This window comes from Streptomyces sp. MB09-01 (assembly GCF_033794505.1).
In the GTDB taxonomy this organism is placed as follows: domain Bacteria; phylum Actinomycetota; class Actinomycetes; order Streptomycetales; family Streptomycetaceae; genus Streptomyces.
In genome coordinates, this window is the sequence record NZ_JARAYQ010000085.1 from 13,904 (window position 1) to 30,850 (window position 16,947).

13 protein-coding genes are annotated in these 16,947 nt (G+C 72.4%); 8 read left to right on the top strand and 5 right to left on the bottom strand.

Annotated features, from left to right (window positions below; genetic code table 11):
* Positions 1 to 33: 33 nt before the first annotated feature.
* On the bottom strand, positions 34 to 888 hold the full coding sequence (locus PV721_RS19380) for a caspase family protein (RefSeq protein ID WP_319725978.1): 855 nt from the start codon (positions 886 to 888) through the stop codon (positions 34 to 36).
* Between the two features lie 190 nt (positions 889 to 1,078).
* Between PV721_RS19380 and PV721_RS19385 the strand changes: the two genes are divergently transcribed.
* The 7 genes from PV721_RS19385 to PV721_RS19415 all read left to right on the top strand — a co-directional run bounded on the left by PV721_RS19385 (position 1,079) and on the right by PV721_RS19415 (position 12,642).
* The gene (locus tag PV721_RS19385) at positions 1,079 to 1,957 is read left to right on the top strand and encodes a DNA/RNA non-specific endonuclease (RefSeq protein ID WP_319725980.1); all 879 of its coding nucleotides are present in this window, start codon (positions 1,079 to 1,081) and stop codon (positions 1,955 to 1,957) included.
* Positions 1,958 to 2,106: 149 nt separating this feature from the next.
* Positions 2,107 to 6,348: an AAA family ATPase gene (locus PV721_RS19390; protein WP_319725982.1), complete on the top strand. Its 4,242-nt coding sequence runs from the start codon at positions 2,107 to 2,109 to the stop codon at positions 6,346 to 6,348.
* Positions 6,349 to 6,354: 6 nt separating this feature from the next.
* Positions 6,355 to 7,515, top strand: a complete 1,161-nt coding sequence (locus tag PV721_RS19395; protein WP_319725984.1) for a trypsin-like peptidase domain-containing protein — start codon at positions 6,355 to 6,357, stop codon at positions 7,513 to 7,515.
* 1 nt (position 7,516) lies between these two features.
* Positions 7,517 to 8,590 carry a serine protease gene (locus PV721_RS19400; protein ID WP_319725986.1) on the top strand — a complete coding sequence of 358 codons (1,074 nt, stop codon included), beginning with the start codon at positions 7,517 to 7,519 and terminating at the stop codon, positions 8,588 to 8,590.
* A 151-nt stretch (positions 8,591 to 8,741) separates the two neighbouring features.
* Positions 8,742 to 9,362, top strand: coding sequence for a cell division protein ZapB (locus PV721_RS19405; protein WP_319725988.1), 621 nt, complete (start codon positions 8,742 to 8,744; stop codon positions 9,360 to 9,362).
* Positions 9,359 to 11,584, top strand: a complete 2,226-nt coding sequence (locus tag PV721_RS19410) for a tetratricopeptide repeat protein (RefSeq protein ID WP_319725990.1) — start codon at positions 9,359 to 9,361, stop codon at positions 11,582 to 11,584. Before PV721_RS19405 ends, PV721_RS19410 begins: the two co-directional genes overlap by 4 nt.
* A 203-nt stretch (positions 11,585 to 11,787) precedes the next feature.
* Positions 11,788 to 12,642, top strand: a complete 855-nt coding sequence (locus PV721_RS19415) for an alpha/beta hydrolase (RefSeq protein WP_319725991.1) — start codon at positions 11,788 to 11,790, stop codon at positions 12,640 to 12,642.
* Here the strand turns inward: PV721_RS19415 and PV721_RS19420 are convergent.
* Positions 12,639 to 14,144, bottom strand: coding sequence for a SpoIIE family protein phosphatase (locus tag PV721_RS19420; RefSeq protein ID WP_319725992.1), 1,506 nt, complete (start codon positions 14,142 to 14,144; stop codon positions 12,639 to 12,641). The genes PV721_RS19415 and PV721_RS19420 overlap by 4 nt on opposite strands.
* 338 nt (positions 14,145 to 14,482) lie before the next feature.
* Here PV721_RS19420 and PV721_RS19425 point away from each other — a divergent pair, with 338 nt between their 5' ends.
* A complete protein-coding gene (locus PV721_RS19425) occupies positions 14,483 to 15,574 on the top strand; it encodes a DUF5954 family protein (protein ID WP_319725993.1) in 1,092 nt (363 codons plus the stop codon).
* A 12-nt stretch (positions 15,575 to 15,586) separates the two neighbouring features.
* On the opposite strand, the gene cutA is transcribed toward PV721_RS19425, so the two are convergent.
* From cutA to PV721_RS19440, 3 genes are read right to left on the bottom strand one after another with little or no spacing between them, the layout of a single operon-like run.
* Positions 15,587 to 15,859: a divalent cation tolerance protein CutA gene (gene cutA, locus PV721_RS19430; protein ID WP_319726000.1), complete on the bottom strand. Its 273-nt coding sequence runs from the start codon at positions 15,857 to 15,859 to the stop codon at positions 15,587 to 15,589.
* Complete coding sequence (locus PV721_RS19435) at positions 15,814 to 16,218, bottom strand: NPCBM/NEW2 domain-containing protein (RefSeq protein ID WP_319725995.1); 405 nt, start codon at positions 16,216 to 16,218, stop codon at positions 15,814 to 15,816. Before PV721_RS19435 ends, cutA begins: the two co-directional genes overlap by 46 nt.
* The gene (locus tag PV721_RS19440) at positions 16,149 to 16,814 is read right to left on the bottom strand and encodes a sulfatase-like hydrolase/transferase (RefSeq protein WP_319725998.1); all 666 of its coding nucleotides are present in this window, start codon (positions 16,812 to 16,814) and stop codon (positions 16,149 to 16,151) included. The genes PV721_RS19435 and PV721_RS19440 overlap by 70 nt, the downstream gene beginning before the upstream one ends.
* Positions 16,815 to 16,947 lie beyond the last annotated feature (133 nt).

The window sequence follows — 16,947 nt, forward strand, 5'->3', positions numbered from 1 at the left end:
GCCTTCGAACTCGCCGTCCGATGCAGGGCGTGCTCAGACCGTGAACGGCTTCTGTCGGAGGAAGTCCTCGGGTGGGTTGCCCGTCGTGTAGAAGTTCGGGCTCTGGATGGCGGGCATGCGCTTCTGGATGTCCCGGTGGAAGGTGCGGTAGTCGCCCCGGAAGGTGCCCTCCTTCCACACCTTGAGCAGCTGCGCGGTGAACAGGCCGTTCACGTCGCCGTCGGAGGCGACCTGGTTGTCCTGGCAGGCGGCGATGAGCACGGCGCCGGGGGCCGGACGGCCGCCGTTGCCGTCTCGGAGCTCGCGCTGGAGCCCCTCGTACAAGGCACGGTTCCGCTCGAAGGCCTGCTGCTGCCTGAACAGCGGCATCATGCGGGACGCGGCCTCCAGTCCGCCCGGGTCACTCGTCTGGAAGTGTGACTGCATGGCCTCGGGGGTCAGCAGCTCGTGCACGGACTCGATGGCGCTGCCGCTGTGACAGCAGTCGAGCAGGGCGAAGATCCTGACACCCTCCTCGAAACGCTGGAACTCGCGGTACAGCTCGTCGTCGAGGAACTGGCGGTCGAAGAACACCAGCGTCTCGTCCTGCCGGTCGGGCTCGGTGTCCGATCCGGTGGTGTTGGGCATCTGGCCGCCGTGGCCCGAGTAGGTGAAGAGCAGGATGTCCCCGGCCTTGAGCCGTGCGGCGGCCGCGCGCAGCTCGTCGGTGATGTTCTCCACCGTGCCGTCGCCGGTGAGGACGAGGGTGTCTTCGAATCCCGCGGTGCGGGCTACCGCCGCCATGTCTCGGGCATCGTTCTCGCAGGCCAGGAGTGTGCCGTCCCAGCCGTCGTAGGCGGCGGGATCGACCTTGTTCAAGCCGACGTGAAGGGAAAGGCCAGTGGGCACGGGAACTCCTCGGGGGCGCGCCGGGCGGAGGGGGTCGGAGGATGGATTCCGCGGCCCGCCCCGTCCGAACCCGGGCGGGAGGGAAGCCGCCCGATCGGGCCTGCCGAGGGGCGACGGGAGGGTGGCCGCTGTTCGGGTGGCCCGTGACGGGCCCCCGTAAACGATCATCTCTGCGCGGTATTCCCATCGCATGAACGCAATTGAGACGCCGCCGGACCACGCGGCGCGCCCCGACGCCCTCGCCGACCGGACAGGCTACGACGAAGCCTTCCTGGGGCCCGTCGTCCCGCTGCCCCTACCGGCCTCGGCCGCGGTCGACACCGTGGTCCTGCCCTACACCCACTTCACCGTCGTCCTGCGCCCCGACCGCAGGCTGGCCGCCTCGACCGCCGTCTGCATCGACGGCGAGCGGCTCCTGGAGGACGTACCCCGGGACGACTCCTGGACGTTCGACCCCCGGGTGCCCGAGTCCCAGCAGGCCGGCAACGACATCTACCGCGACAACCCCCTGGACCGCGGGCACCTGGTCCGCCGCCTGGACCCGGTCTGGGGTGCGGCGGCGGAGGCGGGCCGCGCGAACACGGACACGTTCCACTTCACCAATGCGGCCCCGCAGCAGGACGTCTTCAACCAGGGCAAGCAGCTGTGGCAGGGGCTGGAGAACCACCTGCTCGACCACGCGGCCGGGTTCGACCGCAAGCTGAGCGTTTTCACCGGCCCCGTCCTGCACGACTCCGACCCGCCCTACCGGGGCATTCAGGTGCCGCTGCGCTTCTGGAAGGTGGCCGCATTCGTCCAGGGCGGGGCGCTGGCCTCGACCGCGTACGTCCTCGACCAGAGCCCCGACCTCAGCCGGGACCGCGAGCGGGCGATGGCGGGCGCCAAGCCCGGTGACCCGCCCCCGCTGGGCGCGTACCGCACGTTCCAGGTGCCGGTGGCGGACATCGCGGAGCTGACCGGGCTCGACCTCGGACCGCTGCCGGCCGCGGACCTCATGCCCCTGACGCGCGCGCCCGAGGAGCGCTGGCGGCGATTGGAGTCCTACGAGGACATGGTCCTGGGGAGCTGAGCGGCGCGGGCCGCCCCGCCACCGGGCGCGGCGGCCCGGCTCCGCAGGGGCACGGTCGCCGCGTTGCGGCCGGACAGACCGGGTGAAACCATTGCAGGTATCAGGCAGTCCGTCTTTACGCGCCGCTTCGGCGGGTGTGCAGGTGCGGTATGTCTCCCAAGGATACCGAGTGGGGCCTCGTCACCGAATGGGTGCGCGATTACCTCTTCATCACCGGTGAACCCCGTTCCCGGCTGGTGCAGTTCGGATTCACACCGGAGTTCGTGAGCAGGATCCCGCTCAACTACGTGAGCAGCGACAACGCCGTGGCCTTGGTCGAGGCCGTGCGGAACGACGGTGTCGACACCCAACTCCACCTCCTCGAAACCCTCGGACGGATCGACTCGCTGAGTTCGCTGCCGGCCGGCAAGGAGGCCCTGCGGCTCAAGTGCGAGCTGGAGCACGCCGCCCGGCTGCACGTCTCACCGCAGGACCATTTCCTCTCGACGGTGCTCGGGAACGGCACCGAGGTGTTCATCGACCGGGCGGACCTGAGAAGCAGGCTTCGCGAGTTCGTCGAGGACCCCGACAAGACGGTCCTGGTGGTGGACGGCGAACCGGACAGCGGCCGCTCGTACACCTACCACCTGATCCGGCACGTAGGCCTGCACTCCCGCTTCCGCCCGGTCCGGCTGACGCTGAACCGGGCCTCGACCGCGGAGCAGGTGATCTTCCGGCTCTCCGAGTTCGTCGCCGACCCGCGCACGGCCCTCGCACCGTTGAATCCGACACAATTGAACGATCCACTACCCGAGATGGAAACGGCGCTCCACCGCATCGTCAGCCAGGCCACCGCCGCGAGCGGACAGTACTGGTTCGTCCTCGACGACTGCGACAAGCTCGACGTCAATTCCGACGTCTGGGACTGCATCGGCAAGCTGGCCCTGACCATCTACGAGCACAGGCCGGTACAACCGGACGCCGCGCCCCGGCTCGTATTGCTCGGGTACTCGCCGACCATGCGCCAGCTTCCGTACGAGATCCGCAAGAACGAGGTCCGGGACATCGCGCGGATGCTCGGCCCGGAGGATCTGCGGCATTTCTACCTGCAGTTCTTCACGGAGGCTACGGCGGAAGCGGCTGCGGCAGAAGCAGCGGCGACGGAAGCGGACCCGGCGGGCGCAACGGCGGACCCGGCCGCTGCGGACCCGGCCGCGCCTCCGGACGAACAGCGGATGTCCGCCCTCGTGGAGGCCGCCGTCCCCGCCGTCCTCGAGGCCGGCGACGCCCCCGGCCCGGACAGCTACATGCGCAAGCTCTGCACGGCGGCGGAGGAGTCCGTGCGCCTCTACCGCTCCCTGGCGCCGGGCCAGGACTTCGGCGCTCTGTTGCGCGAGCGGCTGTGCGCCGCGGCTGCCTCCCCCGGCCCCGCACCCGTGTCGGACCTTCGCCGGGCCTACCGGGAAGCGGCCTCGCTGCTGACCCGGTTCGACAAGGAGCAGCTGCGGCTCCCCGGTGAGGAGGAGCCCTCGAAGCAGGCCGCTCTGGAGCTGGTGCAGGACTGCCGGGCCGCCGGGGCGCGCGACAGCTGCACCTGGGTGCTCAAGTCGGAGGTCCGCGACACGGCGCTGCGCGGCTTCGCAGGTCCTCAGCAGGCCCGCCAGGCCCTGATGGCCAACCTGGACCAGATCCCGCCCGGACCCGGACCCGAGCAAACCGCCTTGGCCTACCTCAGGGGCGATCCCCCGGACCTCGCCCGGCAGCATGCGGACGAGCTGCCCCACACCCTCCAGGCCGTCCTGTGGCTCGCCCAGATTCCCGGCATGACCGGCCTGCCCGAGACCGCTGCGGTCCAGGGGATGCTGGAGCGGGCGCGGCTGCTGCAACCGCTGGAGCGGCTCGTACAGAGCCCCTTCCAGGGGCGCGCCGACGAACTCGCCCAGCTGCGCGCGTACATCGGAATGCCTGCCAGCACCCTGCCGGGGCGGCTGCGGCAGATCCACAGCGAGGTATCCCGGGCGGGCGCGACCGAACGGCCGGTGCTCATCCACGGACTCGGCGGTGTCGGCAAAAGCACCCTGCTCGCGCAGTTCCTCCTGGAGAGCCTGCACGACTCCCCCACCGGATTCCCTTTCGCCTACATCGACTTCGAACGGCCCACGCTGTCGGTCCACGAACCGGCCACGCTGATCGCGGAGATGGCCCGGCAGCTCGGCATCCAGTACCCGCAGCAGCGCGCCGCCTTCGATGCCCTGGCCCACGAATGCGAGGCGGCGGCGGGCGTCCACCGCACCGCGGAGGACACGGTGGACGAGCTCTACGGGCTCTCCACCACCCGGGCCACGATGGGACGGCTCTCCGCTTCGGGGCTGCACGCGCTGGCCGCCGCCCGTGAGGGAGTCCTGGCGGCGCAGCTCGCGACCCTCGTCGTCGCCGCCGTGGGCGTGCCCGCGGCGGAACAGCCGCCCCTGGTACTGGTGATCGACTCCTTCGAGGAGGCCCAGTACAGCGGCTCCCCCGAGCTGGGCCGCATGTGGGGCGTCTGGTCGGGGCTCCAGAAGGTCCATCCACGGCTGCGGACCGTCGTCGCCGGGCGGCTGCTGGAGAGGCATCCGGCCCGGGTGGTGCAGCCGCTGGCCATCGAGCTGCGCGACCTCGACCACGAGGCCGCGGTGGCCCTGCTGGTGTCCTGCGGCGTCACGGACGAGCGGCTGGCCGTGAAGCTCGCCGAGCGCGTGGGAGGGCACCCGCTGAGCCTGAAGCTGGCCGCGCGGGCGGCCGTGCAGGCGGCCGAAAGCGACAGGGACGGGGGCAACGGCGACGGGGCCCAGTACCTGAACGCGCTGATCGAGAGCCTGCCGCGGCGACGCCGGCACTTCTTCCGCGCGGTCGACCAGATGCTGATCCAGGGGACCCTGTACGAGCGCCTCCTGGGCCGCATCCGCGACCCGGAGGTCCGCGCGCTGGCCCAGGCGGGACTGGGGCTGCGGTCCATCACCCCACGGCTGATCAGAGAGGTCCTCGCCGCGCCGTGCGGGCTCGTGGTGGAATCCGACGAGGAGGCCGAGCGGCTCTTCGAGCTGCTGTCCCGGCTCGATCTGGTGGAGTCCGCCGGTCAGGGGACGGTGTGCCACCGGTCCGACCTGCGGGCGATCATGCTGCGGCTGGCCGACCGGGCCCGCACGGACCAGATGCGCGCGGTGGGGAGGCTGGCCGTCGCCTACTACGCGGCCCAGGACGGTCCGGAGGCGCGGGCGGAGGAGATCTACCACCGGCTGCGGCTGAACGAGAGCCCCCGCAAGGTGGAACTGCGCTGGATGCCGGGCGTCGAGAGGTTGCTCGCCGGGGCCGAGCAGGACATGGCGGGACGGTCCGCCGCCTACCTCTCGGGACGCCTCGGCGGCCACGCCTCGGACGAGGTCATGGCGGAGGCGGACCAGGAGGACTGGGAGCGCATCACGGCCCACGAGGTGGAGGACCTGCTGTCCCAGGGGTACGCCGAAGCGGCCGCCGCCCGGCTCGACGGGCGGCGCCCGTGGACCGCGGGCAGCCCGCTGCACCCCCTGTGGGCGGAGACCCTGGACCGGCTGGGGCGGCGGCCGGAGGCCAGGGCGGCCGCCGAAGCGGCGGTACAGGACGCCGAAGAGGCCGGCTTCCCCGAGCTGCGGCTGGAACTGCTGCTGCTGTCGGCCCGGCTCGCGGAGGCGGACGGCGACGTGGGCGAGGCGGACGACGACCTCGCCGAGGCCGAGGAGGCTGCCAGGGGCCTGGGGCGGGGCTTCGAGGCACTGGGCGCCCTGCTGAGCCGGGCGCGGCTGGCGGCGGGCACCGAGGCGCACAACCACGAGATCGACGGCAGGCTCGCCGATCGGCTGCGTCGGCTGTCGAACGCCGAACTGGCCCGCCGGCCCGCGCTGGTGCGGGCCGCGGCCGCCGCGGTCTCGCGCGACCACCCCGAGGTCCTGGAACGCACCCTGGACGTGGTGGGCCTCCCGGAGACCGAGGAGGCGGTCCTGGAGTCCCTCGCGCAGGCCGTCGACCGTGTGGTTGCCGGCCGCCCCGAACTGCGCGGCCCGCTGCTGGGCCTGCTGGAGGACGCCGGCCCGTCGGACGGGGCGCTCTCCTCCGGCAGTACGCACACCGGGGTGCTGGGCATCCTGCGTGCCGCGCGGGCGCGCGGCACGCTCGACCGGCTCGCCGGGAGGCTGCTGCACCTCGACGACCGCAGTGGCGAACTCGCCTCGGGGGTTGCGGCGGCGATGGCCTCGGGCGCCCCTGCCGACGCCGGGCAGGCCACCCGTACGGCCGAGCGGCACCTGGCACGGGACCCGGCCGACGGCGACCGGGCCGCGGCACGTCCCGCAGGAGGATCCCCCACCCCCGTCGAAGGGAACGGCCACAGAGCGGCCTGATCGACCATGAGCGACCCTTATCTGTCCCAGGACGACGTCGCACGGCTGCGCGACGTCGCGGTGGAATCGAATCTCGCCGATCCGGCCCGGCGCCCTCTTCTGTTCGCGGGCATCCTCCCGAAGTACCGCGGTTCGCTGCCGTTCGTCCCGGCGCCCGGCCCGCAGGTGCAGTCGGACCTCAACGAGATGAACCACGTGGAGCGGCTGATCGACGGCAGCGTGCCGCTCGCCCAGTGGCTCCGGAACGCCGCCGACCAGCTCACCGACGCCGCCGCCCGCGACGTGTTCCTGAAAGCCCTGGACCGGGTGTCGCGCGACGCCGCCGGAGAGCCCGACGTCGCACCCGACGTGCCCACCGGAGAGACCAAGGAAGAGATCGTCTTCCGGGACGACACGGTCCCCTTCGAGTTCCTCGGCGGCGGCGCGCTGGCCGGCAGGGCGGTCGCGCGCGTCAAGGTGCTGCCGTACCAGGGGGGCGCGCTGCTCCAGCCGGTGGCACTGCCGCACACCGGCACCGGCTGGCTCATCGCCCCCGACCTGCTCGTCACGAACCACCACGTGGTCAACGCCCGCAACCGCAGCGCCGGCGAGCAGCAGTCGGCGGACCCGACGGACCTGCAGCTCCAGGCGCAGGGGGCGCGCTGCCGCTTCGACTACGTCAGCGAGGACGACCCGACGGCCGAGGAGACCGCGGCGAGCGAACTCGCGGCCTGGGACGAGGAACTGGACTACGCGGTGCTGCGGCTGGCCGAGGCACGGCCCGGACCCTTCCTCCGCATCGCCACGCAGGCGCTTGCCGTGCCCAAGGACACGCCGGTGCCGGTCAACATCATCCAGCACCCGGGGGGCGAGCCGAAGCGGATCGCGCTGCGCAACAACCTCGCCTTCGAGGCGGACGAACGGGACGTGCGGTACTTCACCGACACCCGGGGCGGTTCCTCCGGGTCGCCGGTGCTGACCGACGACTGGACGGTCGTGGCGCTGCACCGCGGCACGCGCCGGGTGTCCGACGTCAGTTTCCAGGGCAAGAGCACGGCCTTCGTGAACGTGGGGACGCAACTGAGCGCCGTCATGGAGCACCTGCGCGAGTACAGCGCGCAGGTCCACAAGGAGATCGCGGCGGCCCAGTCGACGCTGGCGCGGCAGGGACAGGCACAGGAGGTGTGAGATGCGTGGCGGATCACCGGTGGCGACGGGACCCGAGCAGGTCTTCAGGGAGGACCTGCTCGAGGTCGCCGCACGCGTACGCAAGGGACTGGAGGCGGAGATCCCCGAGTCCGCCGAGGAGCTCGCGCCCCGAGAGGCGACGGCAGGCCGGATCGGACGCGCCGCCCTGGAGGAGCGAGCCGGGGTGCTGGAGGCGGGGGTTCGCGGGCTGGAGAAGCTGGCGGCCGGCCGCGGCGGGGACGTGGACGAGGACGAGCACTTCGGGGTGGAGGCGATCGTCCTGCTCGAAGGCCGCCCGGCGATCCTGGTCCAGGGCCAGGACTTCGCCCCGCCCGCGGGCGACTGGGCGCTGCTGGAGGGCCAGCGGCCGGGCATCCGCGAGTCGATCGCCCGGGTCGGCCGGGTGGAGGTCACCGGGCACGCGGAACTGGACTGGCTGGGCACGGGCTTCCTGGTGTCGCCGTTCGCCGTGATGACCAACCGGCACGTCGCCGCCGAGTTCACGCGCGCGGACGGGGAGGGCGGGTTCACCTTCCGCCAGGGCATGGGGGCCCGCCTCGACACAGCCGAGGAGCTCGGCGCGGCGGTCGCCGACGACTCGTTCGAGTTCGAGGTCACCGAGGTGATCGGCATCCACCCGGCCGTCGACATGGCACTGCTGCGGGTCTCCCCCTCGACGCGCGGCGGCGGCGTGCTGCCGACGCCGCTCGCGGTCGCGGGCGACGCCCCGCCGGAGCTGGCGGGGCGTCCCGTGTACGTGGTCGGCTATCCGGCGGCTGACGGCCGCCGCAACGAGCCGGAGGCCATGAGCCGCATCTTCATGGACATCTACAACGTGAAGCGGCTGCAGCCAGGCACGGCGACGGGCCTGGTCCCGGACGGGGCCGGTTCCACGATGACGCACGACTGCTCCACCCTCGGCGGCAACAGCGGTTCACCGGTCTTCGACCTCGCCGACCACCGGGTGCTCGGTCTGCACTTCGGCGGCAGGTTCCGCTCCGGCAACTTCGCCGTGCCGCTGTTCCATCTGATCGACGACCCCCTGCTGGAGCGGGCGGAGGTCAACTGGGTGTAGCGGTCGGCGGGACGGCGGCGCGGACGCGCGGCCGCCCGTGGTCATCGTCGAAACGGGTCGGGCAGGGCCGAGTGGCTCCGCAACGCCCCCTGCAAGGCACCCGTAGGGCGTTGCGGTCGGAGAAGAGGCCGTCCGAGTGAGGAGGCCGAAGATGTTGGTGGAGGCACTGGCGGCGCTGGCAGCGGCTGGCGGTAGTGCGGTGGTGCAGGCTGCGGGGACCGATGCGTGGGCCGGGTTCCGGCAGGCGGTTGCGGGCTGGTTCGGGCGGGGCGACGGCCGGCAAGAGCGAGCGGAGCTGGAGCGGTTGGAAAGGACCGTGACCGCCCTCCAGACGGCGGACCCGGCTCAGGCGGAGCGGGCGCGAATCAGCCAGGAAGCCTCCTGGCAGGCACGTATCGAGGCCGCGCTGGAAAACCTGGACGAGGAAGAGCGCGGCCGTGCGGCCGACCAGCTGCGGGCCCTGCTGGCCCGACACGTCCCTGAGGTCCGGGTGACAGCCGGGCCGGGCGGGGTGGCCACCGGTGGCGGCATGGACATCCATGCCGAGGAGGGGTCCATCGCAGCCGGGGTCATACACGGAGGCGCGTCCATCGGCCCCCCTCCGGCGGCGGATCCGCCCATGGGCCGAGCGGATCGGCACGCCCCAGCCCGCTCTCCGGCCCGACACCCGACTCCCTGTGCGGACCAGGAGGTGTTTCCGCCAGCGATCACAGTCTCGCCGTCGGCCGGGCCGGCAAGGTCGAGTTTCACGCCGCGCCACGTCCCCCGGTGACCTGGCCGCACCAGGTCGGCGTGCTGCCCAGGGAAGCCGACTGCTTCCAGGACCGTGCCACCGCCCGGGAGCTCAGTCACGGGGCGGACGGGAACGCGACCTCGGCGCTCTGCCAGGTGTTGGTCGGCCTCGGCGGAGTCGGCAAGACCCAGCTCGCTGCCCACCACGCCCGCACTTTGTGGCAGACGGCGCAGCTGGACCTGCTGGTGTGGGTCACCGCAGCCACCCGTGATGCGGTCGTCACCGGCTACGCCCAGGCGGCGGCCGAGATCCTCGGCGCGGACCCCGCCGGCCAGGAGTCCGCCGCGCGCTCGTTCCTGGCCTGGTTGGAGCCCAAGCCCGCCATCGAGCGCCGCTGGCTGGTCGTGCTGGACGACCTCGCAGACCCTGCCGATCTGCGCAACCTATGGCCTCCTGCCAGCAACCACGGCCGCACCCTGGTCACCACCCGCCGCCGCGACGCCGCCCTGACCGGACACGGCCGACGACTGGTACGGATGGGCCTGTTCACCGAGGATGAGGCAGCCGCCTACCTCACCACCTCCCTGGCTGCGCACGACCGCCACGAGCCCGCCGACCAACTCCTCGGCCTTGCCGACGACCTCGGCCACCTGCCGCTGGCGCTGTCTCAGGCCGTCGCCTACCTCTCCGACGTCGACCTGGACTGTGCCACCTACCGACGCAGGCTGTGCGACCGCGCGCGCTCCCTCTCCGACGCGCTGCCCGACCCGTCGGGGCTGCCCGACGACCAGGCCACCACGGTCGCCGCCGCCTGGTCCCTGTCCATCGAGAGCGCCGACCGCCTCCCGCCGGCGGGGCTTGCCCGCCCCATGCTGCAGCTCGCCTCGATGCTCGACCCCAACGGCATCCCCATCGCCGTCCTGACCAGTCCGCCGGCGCTGGACCACCTCGCCCGGCACCGTGGTGCCGGCCCGGAGCACACGGGTGCCGGAAAGGTCACGGTCCCGGACGCGGCACAGGCACTGCGTGCGCTGCACCGCCTCAGCCTGATCGACCACACCCCCGACAGCCCACAGCACACCGTCCGGGTCCACCAGCTCCTCCAACGTGCCATCCGCGACCGCCTCCCCGCAGGCCAGCACGACCGACTCGCCCGTACCGCCGCCGATGCCCTGATCGCAGCCTGGCCCGAAGTCGAACGCGACACCACCCTCGCCCAAGCCCTGCGAGCCAGCACCGAGGCGCTCACCCTCCACGCCGAGGACGCCCTCTACCAGCCCGATACCCACCCCGCCCTCATCCGCACCGGCTTGAGCCTCGGTGAGGCCGGCCAGGTCGCGGCCGCCCTGCACCACATGCAGCACGTTGCCAACGCCACCCAGCACCGGCTGAGTCCCGACCACCCCGACACCCTCACCGCCCGGAGCCACGTCGGCTCCTGGCAGGGGGCGACGGGGGACGCGGCCGGGGCCGCCACGGCCTTCGAGGAACTGTTCACCGATCTGGAACGCGTACTGGGGCCCGATCACCCCGACACCCTGGTGTGTCGGGGCAAACTCGCCTACTGGCGGGGGGAAGCGGGGGACGCGGCCGGGGCCGCCAGGGCGTTCGAGGAGCTGCTCACGGACCGGGTGCGGGTGCTGGGCCCCGACCACCCCGACACCCTGATCACCCGGGGCAACCTCGCCTTCTTGCGTGGGGAAGCGGGGGACGCGGCGGGAGCGGCCGCGGCCTTCGAGGAGCTGCTCACGGACCGGGGGCGTGTGCTGGGGCCCGACCACCCCGACACCCTCTGCACCCGGGGCAACCATGCCTCCTGGCGAGGGAAGGCCGGGGATGCGGCCGGGGCCGCCACGGCCTTCGAGGAGCTGCTCACGGATCTGGAACGCGTACTGGGACCCGACCACGCCGACACCCTCTGTGCCCGGGGCAACCATGCCTCCTGGCGAGGGGAGGCAGGGGATGCGGCCGGGGCCGCCACGGCCTTCGGCGAACTGTTCACCGATCTGGAACGCGTACTGGGGTCCGACCACCCCGCCACCCTGTCCACGCGGGGCAACCTCGCCTACTGGCGGGGGCAGGCAGGGGACGCGGCCGGGGCCGCCACGGCCTTCGAGGAGCTGCTCACGGATCTGGAACGCGTGCTGGGGCCGGACCACCCCGACACCCTCGGCACCAGGAACGACCCCGCGTACTGGCGAGGGCGGCGGCAATGGCGGCTGATCACCAATCGGATCAGATCGGTGATGTGCGGCGAGTGACATCCGTTCGCCCCCCCTGACGCCGGGTGTTGGGCGCACACCAACGGTGGTGGGTGGTGCTGCTGTCCACCAGAGCCACCTGTCGGGGAACTCCGCCCGGCCGTTGCGGTCACCGGCAGGACCGAGGGCCGCCCCTGACCGGCCCGTGGGACCGTCCTTAATCCGGTGCTCGTCGTGCGGTGCGCCCCCTACAGTGACGCCCGATGACACTCTTACACGCTCATGACTACGGGGGCGACGGCCCCCAACTGGTTCTCCTGCACGGTTACGGACGGTCGCTCGCCGACTGGGACGCCTCGGCCGCCCTCCTCACCGCCGGGCACCGCGTCCTCGCCGTCGACCTTCCCGGGCACGGCCGCTCCCCCTCCCTCTCCCCCTGGACCATCCCCGCCGTGGTGCGGCGCATCGCGGACACGCTCGACGCGCACGGCGTGCCGGAGGCCGTTGTGGTGGGTCATTCCCTGGGCGGCGTGGTCGCGGTCGAGTACGCCCGGGCGGACCCGGGCCGTGCCCGTGCCGCCGTGAATCTCGACGGCTTCTGGTGGGGACGCGAGTACCCCGGCGCCGAACGGGTCGGTGAGGGGCTGCTGGCATCGGCCGGCATCATCGCGCCACCCCAGTACATCGCGGAGAAGGTCAGCAACTCCGCCCGGTTCGGAATCCCCGCCGAACGTGCGGAGGCGACGGCCCGCGCGGCCGCACGCCCGTTACCCGACGGCACGTGGCAGACGCTGCCGGAGCGGGCGGAGGCGCTGGAGCTCTTCGACGAACTCCACAGGGTCTTCGCGCGCGGTGTCACCCCATGGCTGGAGGGGGTCGGCCTCCCGCTGCTGATCGTGCAGGCCGGCCGCCAGCTGCCCTCTGCGCCCGGGCTGGAGTGGTTCGGCGAATTCAGCGCCCGGTTCGCCCGAGGGGTCACCGAGGAGCTGGCCGCGCTCTCCGGCACTCGGCCGACGATCAGCGTCGACCGGATCGACGCCACCCATCTCATGAACCTGGAGACCCCGCAAGCGGTGGCGGCGCTGGTCGCCGCCTTCGTCCGGGGCCTGCCCGGCTAGCGGGTCCGCCCCGCCGTCGACGTGGCCCTGGCGATGAGCAGGGCCACGTCGTCATGGTCTCCCGGGTGCCGCATGGTGTGCAGGAGCAGGTCGCAGGTCTCGTCCAACGACCGGCCGGGGTCATCGAGGACCTCGAGGAGAACCGCGAGGCGTGTGTCGATCGGATCGTCGCGGGTTTCGACCAGGCCGTCGGTGTAGAGGACGAGCTGGTCGCCCACGTCGATCGCGAGGCTGGTGGTGCGGAAGGCGACACCACAGCCGCCCAGCGGCGCGCCGGTGGGCAGGTCGAGGAGCTCGCGCCCGCCGCCGCGCCGGAGGAGGACGGGCGGCAGGTGCCCGGCCAGGGAGAGGTGACACTGCGCCGTGTGGGGGTCGTAGACGGCATAGACACAGGTCGCGATCGTGTCGAGACCTTCGGTGACGTGATCGAGATGGTGAAGGACCTGGGCGGGGGCCAGATCCAGATCGGCCAGCGTCCGGGTGGCGGTGCGCAGCTGGCCCATGCTGGCTGCGGCTCCTACGCCGCTGCCCATGACGTCGCCGACGACGAGTGCGGTCTTGTCGCCGCTCAGGGGGATCACGTCGAACCAGTCGCCGCCGATCTCCATGGTGGCCTGGGCGGGGCGGTAGCGGGTGGCGACCTCCAGGCCCGGCCGCCGCGGTGGCGTGTGGGGCAGCAGGCTGCGCTGGAGGGTCAGGGCGGTGTGGCGCTGTTCCTCGACTGCCCGGTGACGCTCGGTGACGTCCACGCTGGAGGTGGCCACGCCCAGCACGGTCCCGTTGGGGGCTTCGAGCCGGTAGAACGAGACCGACCAGGCGTGATCGTGGTCCGGGTCGGCCGGAGTACGGCCGACGGTGTACTGGTCCACGATGGGAACGCCGGTGGCCAGGACCTCGCGCATCGCGGCTTCGAAGGACGGGTCCACGGCCGGCAGCACCTCGTGAACGTGGCGGCCGATGTGCTCGGCCGCCGGCAACCCGTTGAGGCGCTCCTCTGCCGGGTTGACCGACACGTACCGAAGGTCCGTGTCCAGCACGCCCAGTCCGACCGGCGACTGGGCCACCAGTCTGGCGGACAGTGCCAGGTCCCGTTCGACCTGCCGTACCGTCGCCTGGTCCGCGGCCAGGCCCAGGGCGTAGTACTCCTGCTGGGAGTCCAGCAGCCGCATGTTGCGGAACTCCACCATCCGGGTGCTGCCGTCCTTGTGCCGGACGGGGAACGCCCCCACCCAGCTGCCCCCGCCTTCCATGACCTGGGCGAACATGCCCATCACGAGCGGCAGCTGCTCTTCGTGGACCAGCAGGTGGCCTGCGAACTCGCCGAGGGCCTCCTCGGCGGTGTACCCGAACAGGTCTTCGGCCTGCGGGCTCCACAGATCGATCCTGCCGTCGGCGTCCAGGAGAACGGCGGCCACGCTGAGCACGTCGAGCAGGCCGCCCGGCCCGGACGCAGCGGCACGCGCCCCGTCCGGACCGCCCCCCAAGGGCTCGATTGCACCCATCTCCGGGCTCTCCTTCCGGCCGCCGAAGGCTGCCGCCCCGGCTGCGACCTGTGCCGGGCAGTGATCACGTACCGGCGTTTGTGCTCCCAGCCATCTCATCGTCCCCCGCCCCGGGACGCACGTGCACGCCACGCCGGCGGAGGGCTGACCCTTCCGCCGCCCTGTTCGGCCGTAGCGGCCCCGTGCGGCCGGGGTCAGGCCGCCGGCGTAACCGAAGGCGCGCGTGCCGGCCCCGCGGGCGGCCTCGATGCCGGGGGCGGCGACCTGCTCGCGGATCCAGGGTGAGGGGAATGGGGGAATCAGGGACGGTGTGGCGTCGTGGGCGGCAGGATGGGCGCATGGACCGTGGGGATGTGGGGCCGGGCCGGTCCCGACCGATGGTGGTGCGGGTTCCCGTGGAGCCGGTGGAGGCCGCGGTGGAAGCCGACGCGGTGGACGCCGTGGCGCGCACCGCCGATGTCGTGGTGCGCGGCCCGCTGTTCGGCGTGGCGGCGCAGTACGCCGGGGAATCGCGGTGGCAGGTGGTGCTCGCGGTGACGGACGGCTGCCCGCAGCAGGCGCGCGACGGGCTGAACTCCCGCTTGTGGTTCCGTGCGAAGGACGATGCGCGCGACCGGGTGGAGCGGCGCGCCCTGCTGGCGGCGGTCGCCCGGCTGGAGAGCGAGCGCGTCGACGAACTCGACGTGGAGGGGACCCGGTACCGGGTCGTGCGGGCCGAGGAGTACGCGGGGGCGGGACCGGGCGGTATCGAGCAGCCGCGGCCCACCGATCCCGAGCCCCTCTCCCCCGACTGGGACCGTGCCGGCAAGGGGCCGGGAGTCGATGAGGGCCTGGTCCTGGACCCGGACGCGCCGGTCACCCCCACCCAGGCTCTGGAACGGCTGGCCCTCCGGGGCCTGTGCTACACCGGGGAACGGTTCCCCGAAGACGTACGCGCCGACGCACTGCGGGCGCTGGACACCCACCCGGACGTCCTGCTGTTGCCGGCGACCTTCGCGGTCGTGGAGCAGACCGCGAGCGGCTGGACTCCGGTCACCGGTCCGCACGCGAGTGCGCACGAAGCCCGCAAGTCATTGGACTTCGCCCTGACATGGGTGTGGCCGCGGATGCGGGGCCACATCCCCCAGGACGCCGGCCCTCACACCGATGCCCGCACCTGGGCGGATGACGGCGGAGCGGGTGGGGCGCCGGACGGCCCGCGGCCCGCGGAGCTGGCCGCGTACGCCGAGGCCGGCGATACCCTCCGGGCCGGGCGCGTCAACCAGCTGGACTTCCAGGGCACCGTGTACCAGATCGTCCGCACCCGCCGCCTGCTGCGCTGGGGCCCCGACGGGCCCGAGGGCCCGCGCCCGTCCGACGTCAACAGCCAGGACCCCTCGCGCATCCACCTTCGGCTCGACGAGGACGGCCACGTCCTGCCCGAAGGCTGATCCGCAGCCGGGCTACTGCGCGGTGGTCTCCTGCACCGCCCACGCCAGGTACTCCTCCGAGGCTTCGACGATCGGCCCCACGATCCACTGGGGCACGTCATGCGGGTGCTGTTGGAGCACCCACGCCTTCAATGCGGCGGCCTTCTCGGTGGTCGTCTGGAAGGAGAGCCGGTACTCCCGCTCGTGCTGTACGGCGCCCTTCGCCCACGCTGGTCCTCCTCGATCGGGTTGACCCGACCCTACCCACGGCCGGGTCGGAGCACGGTCACCCGGGCGAGGGCCCAGGACGTGTGGTCGAACGCCGTATTGGCGTTGGCGTCCTCGACGACCAGGTTCAGCAGTTTCACCCCGCGGACGTCGAGATCCACCTGCACGGGACCGCCCGCGCCGGTGAGTTTGCCGCTGGTGAACAGCACCTTCCCGTCGCCCCTCACCGAGGCCTGCGTCCCGCCGGTGGCGGCCTGGTTCTTCGAGAAGTCGTCGATGCCGACGAGAGCGGTGAAGCGGTCCGCCGCTCCGCCGAGGTGGTAGACGATCTCGGAGGGCGCATGGACGCCGAGGCCCTTCGCGTACGTCACTCCGCCGAACGAGATCGGCGTGCCGTCGCCGGCCGCGCTGCGCCCGTTGGACCGGTCGCGTTCCACCGGCCCCCAGCCGTTGGTGGCGTGCGTAGGCGCCCTTCGCGCCGCCCGCGTTGGCGGCGATCGTCTCCTTCGCACCGTTGTGCCACAGGTACTGCGGGTAGTACTCGTGCGCGTGCCCGTGGTCGATGTATCCGTAGAACTCCTCGAAACCACGGGAGTTGGGGTGGCTGGGCTGGTCGCCCTCCTCCGGTCCGAAGCCCCACTTCCCGATCACCGCGGTCGTAGCCGCGGGTGCGCAGCACTTCTGCGAAGGTGGTGTCGCCGGCCTTCAGCGCCCCGGGGGCGCCGCTCGGATTGGCCCGGACGGCGGAGTGGCCGGTGTGCAGGCCGGTCAGCAGCGAGCAGCGGGAGGGCGCGCAGACCGCGGCGGTCGAGTAGGCGTCGGTGAACCTCAGGCCCTCGGCGGCGAGCTGGTCGATCCGGGGTGTGGTGATCAGCTTCTGGCCGTACGCGCCGAGGTCGCCGTGGCCGAGGTCGTCGGCGAGGATCACGACGAGGTTCGGAGGTGCCGGGGCGACGGCCGGTGCGGCCCGGGGTGGCTGGGCCGCCTCGGCCTCCGGTGCGGCGGGGAGCGCGCCGAGGCCGAGGGCGGCCACTTTCGGTCCTCCCCCCGCCGCCGGCCCGCTCTCCCGTCCCTGTCTCTTTTACACATCCCCAAGCCACTGAGACCAGCAGAAATATCTATTCCGGCTTCTTCCTGATAAAAAAAAAAAAAAAAAAAAAGGAAAA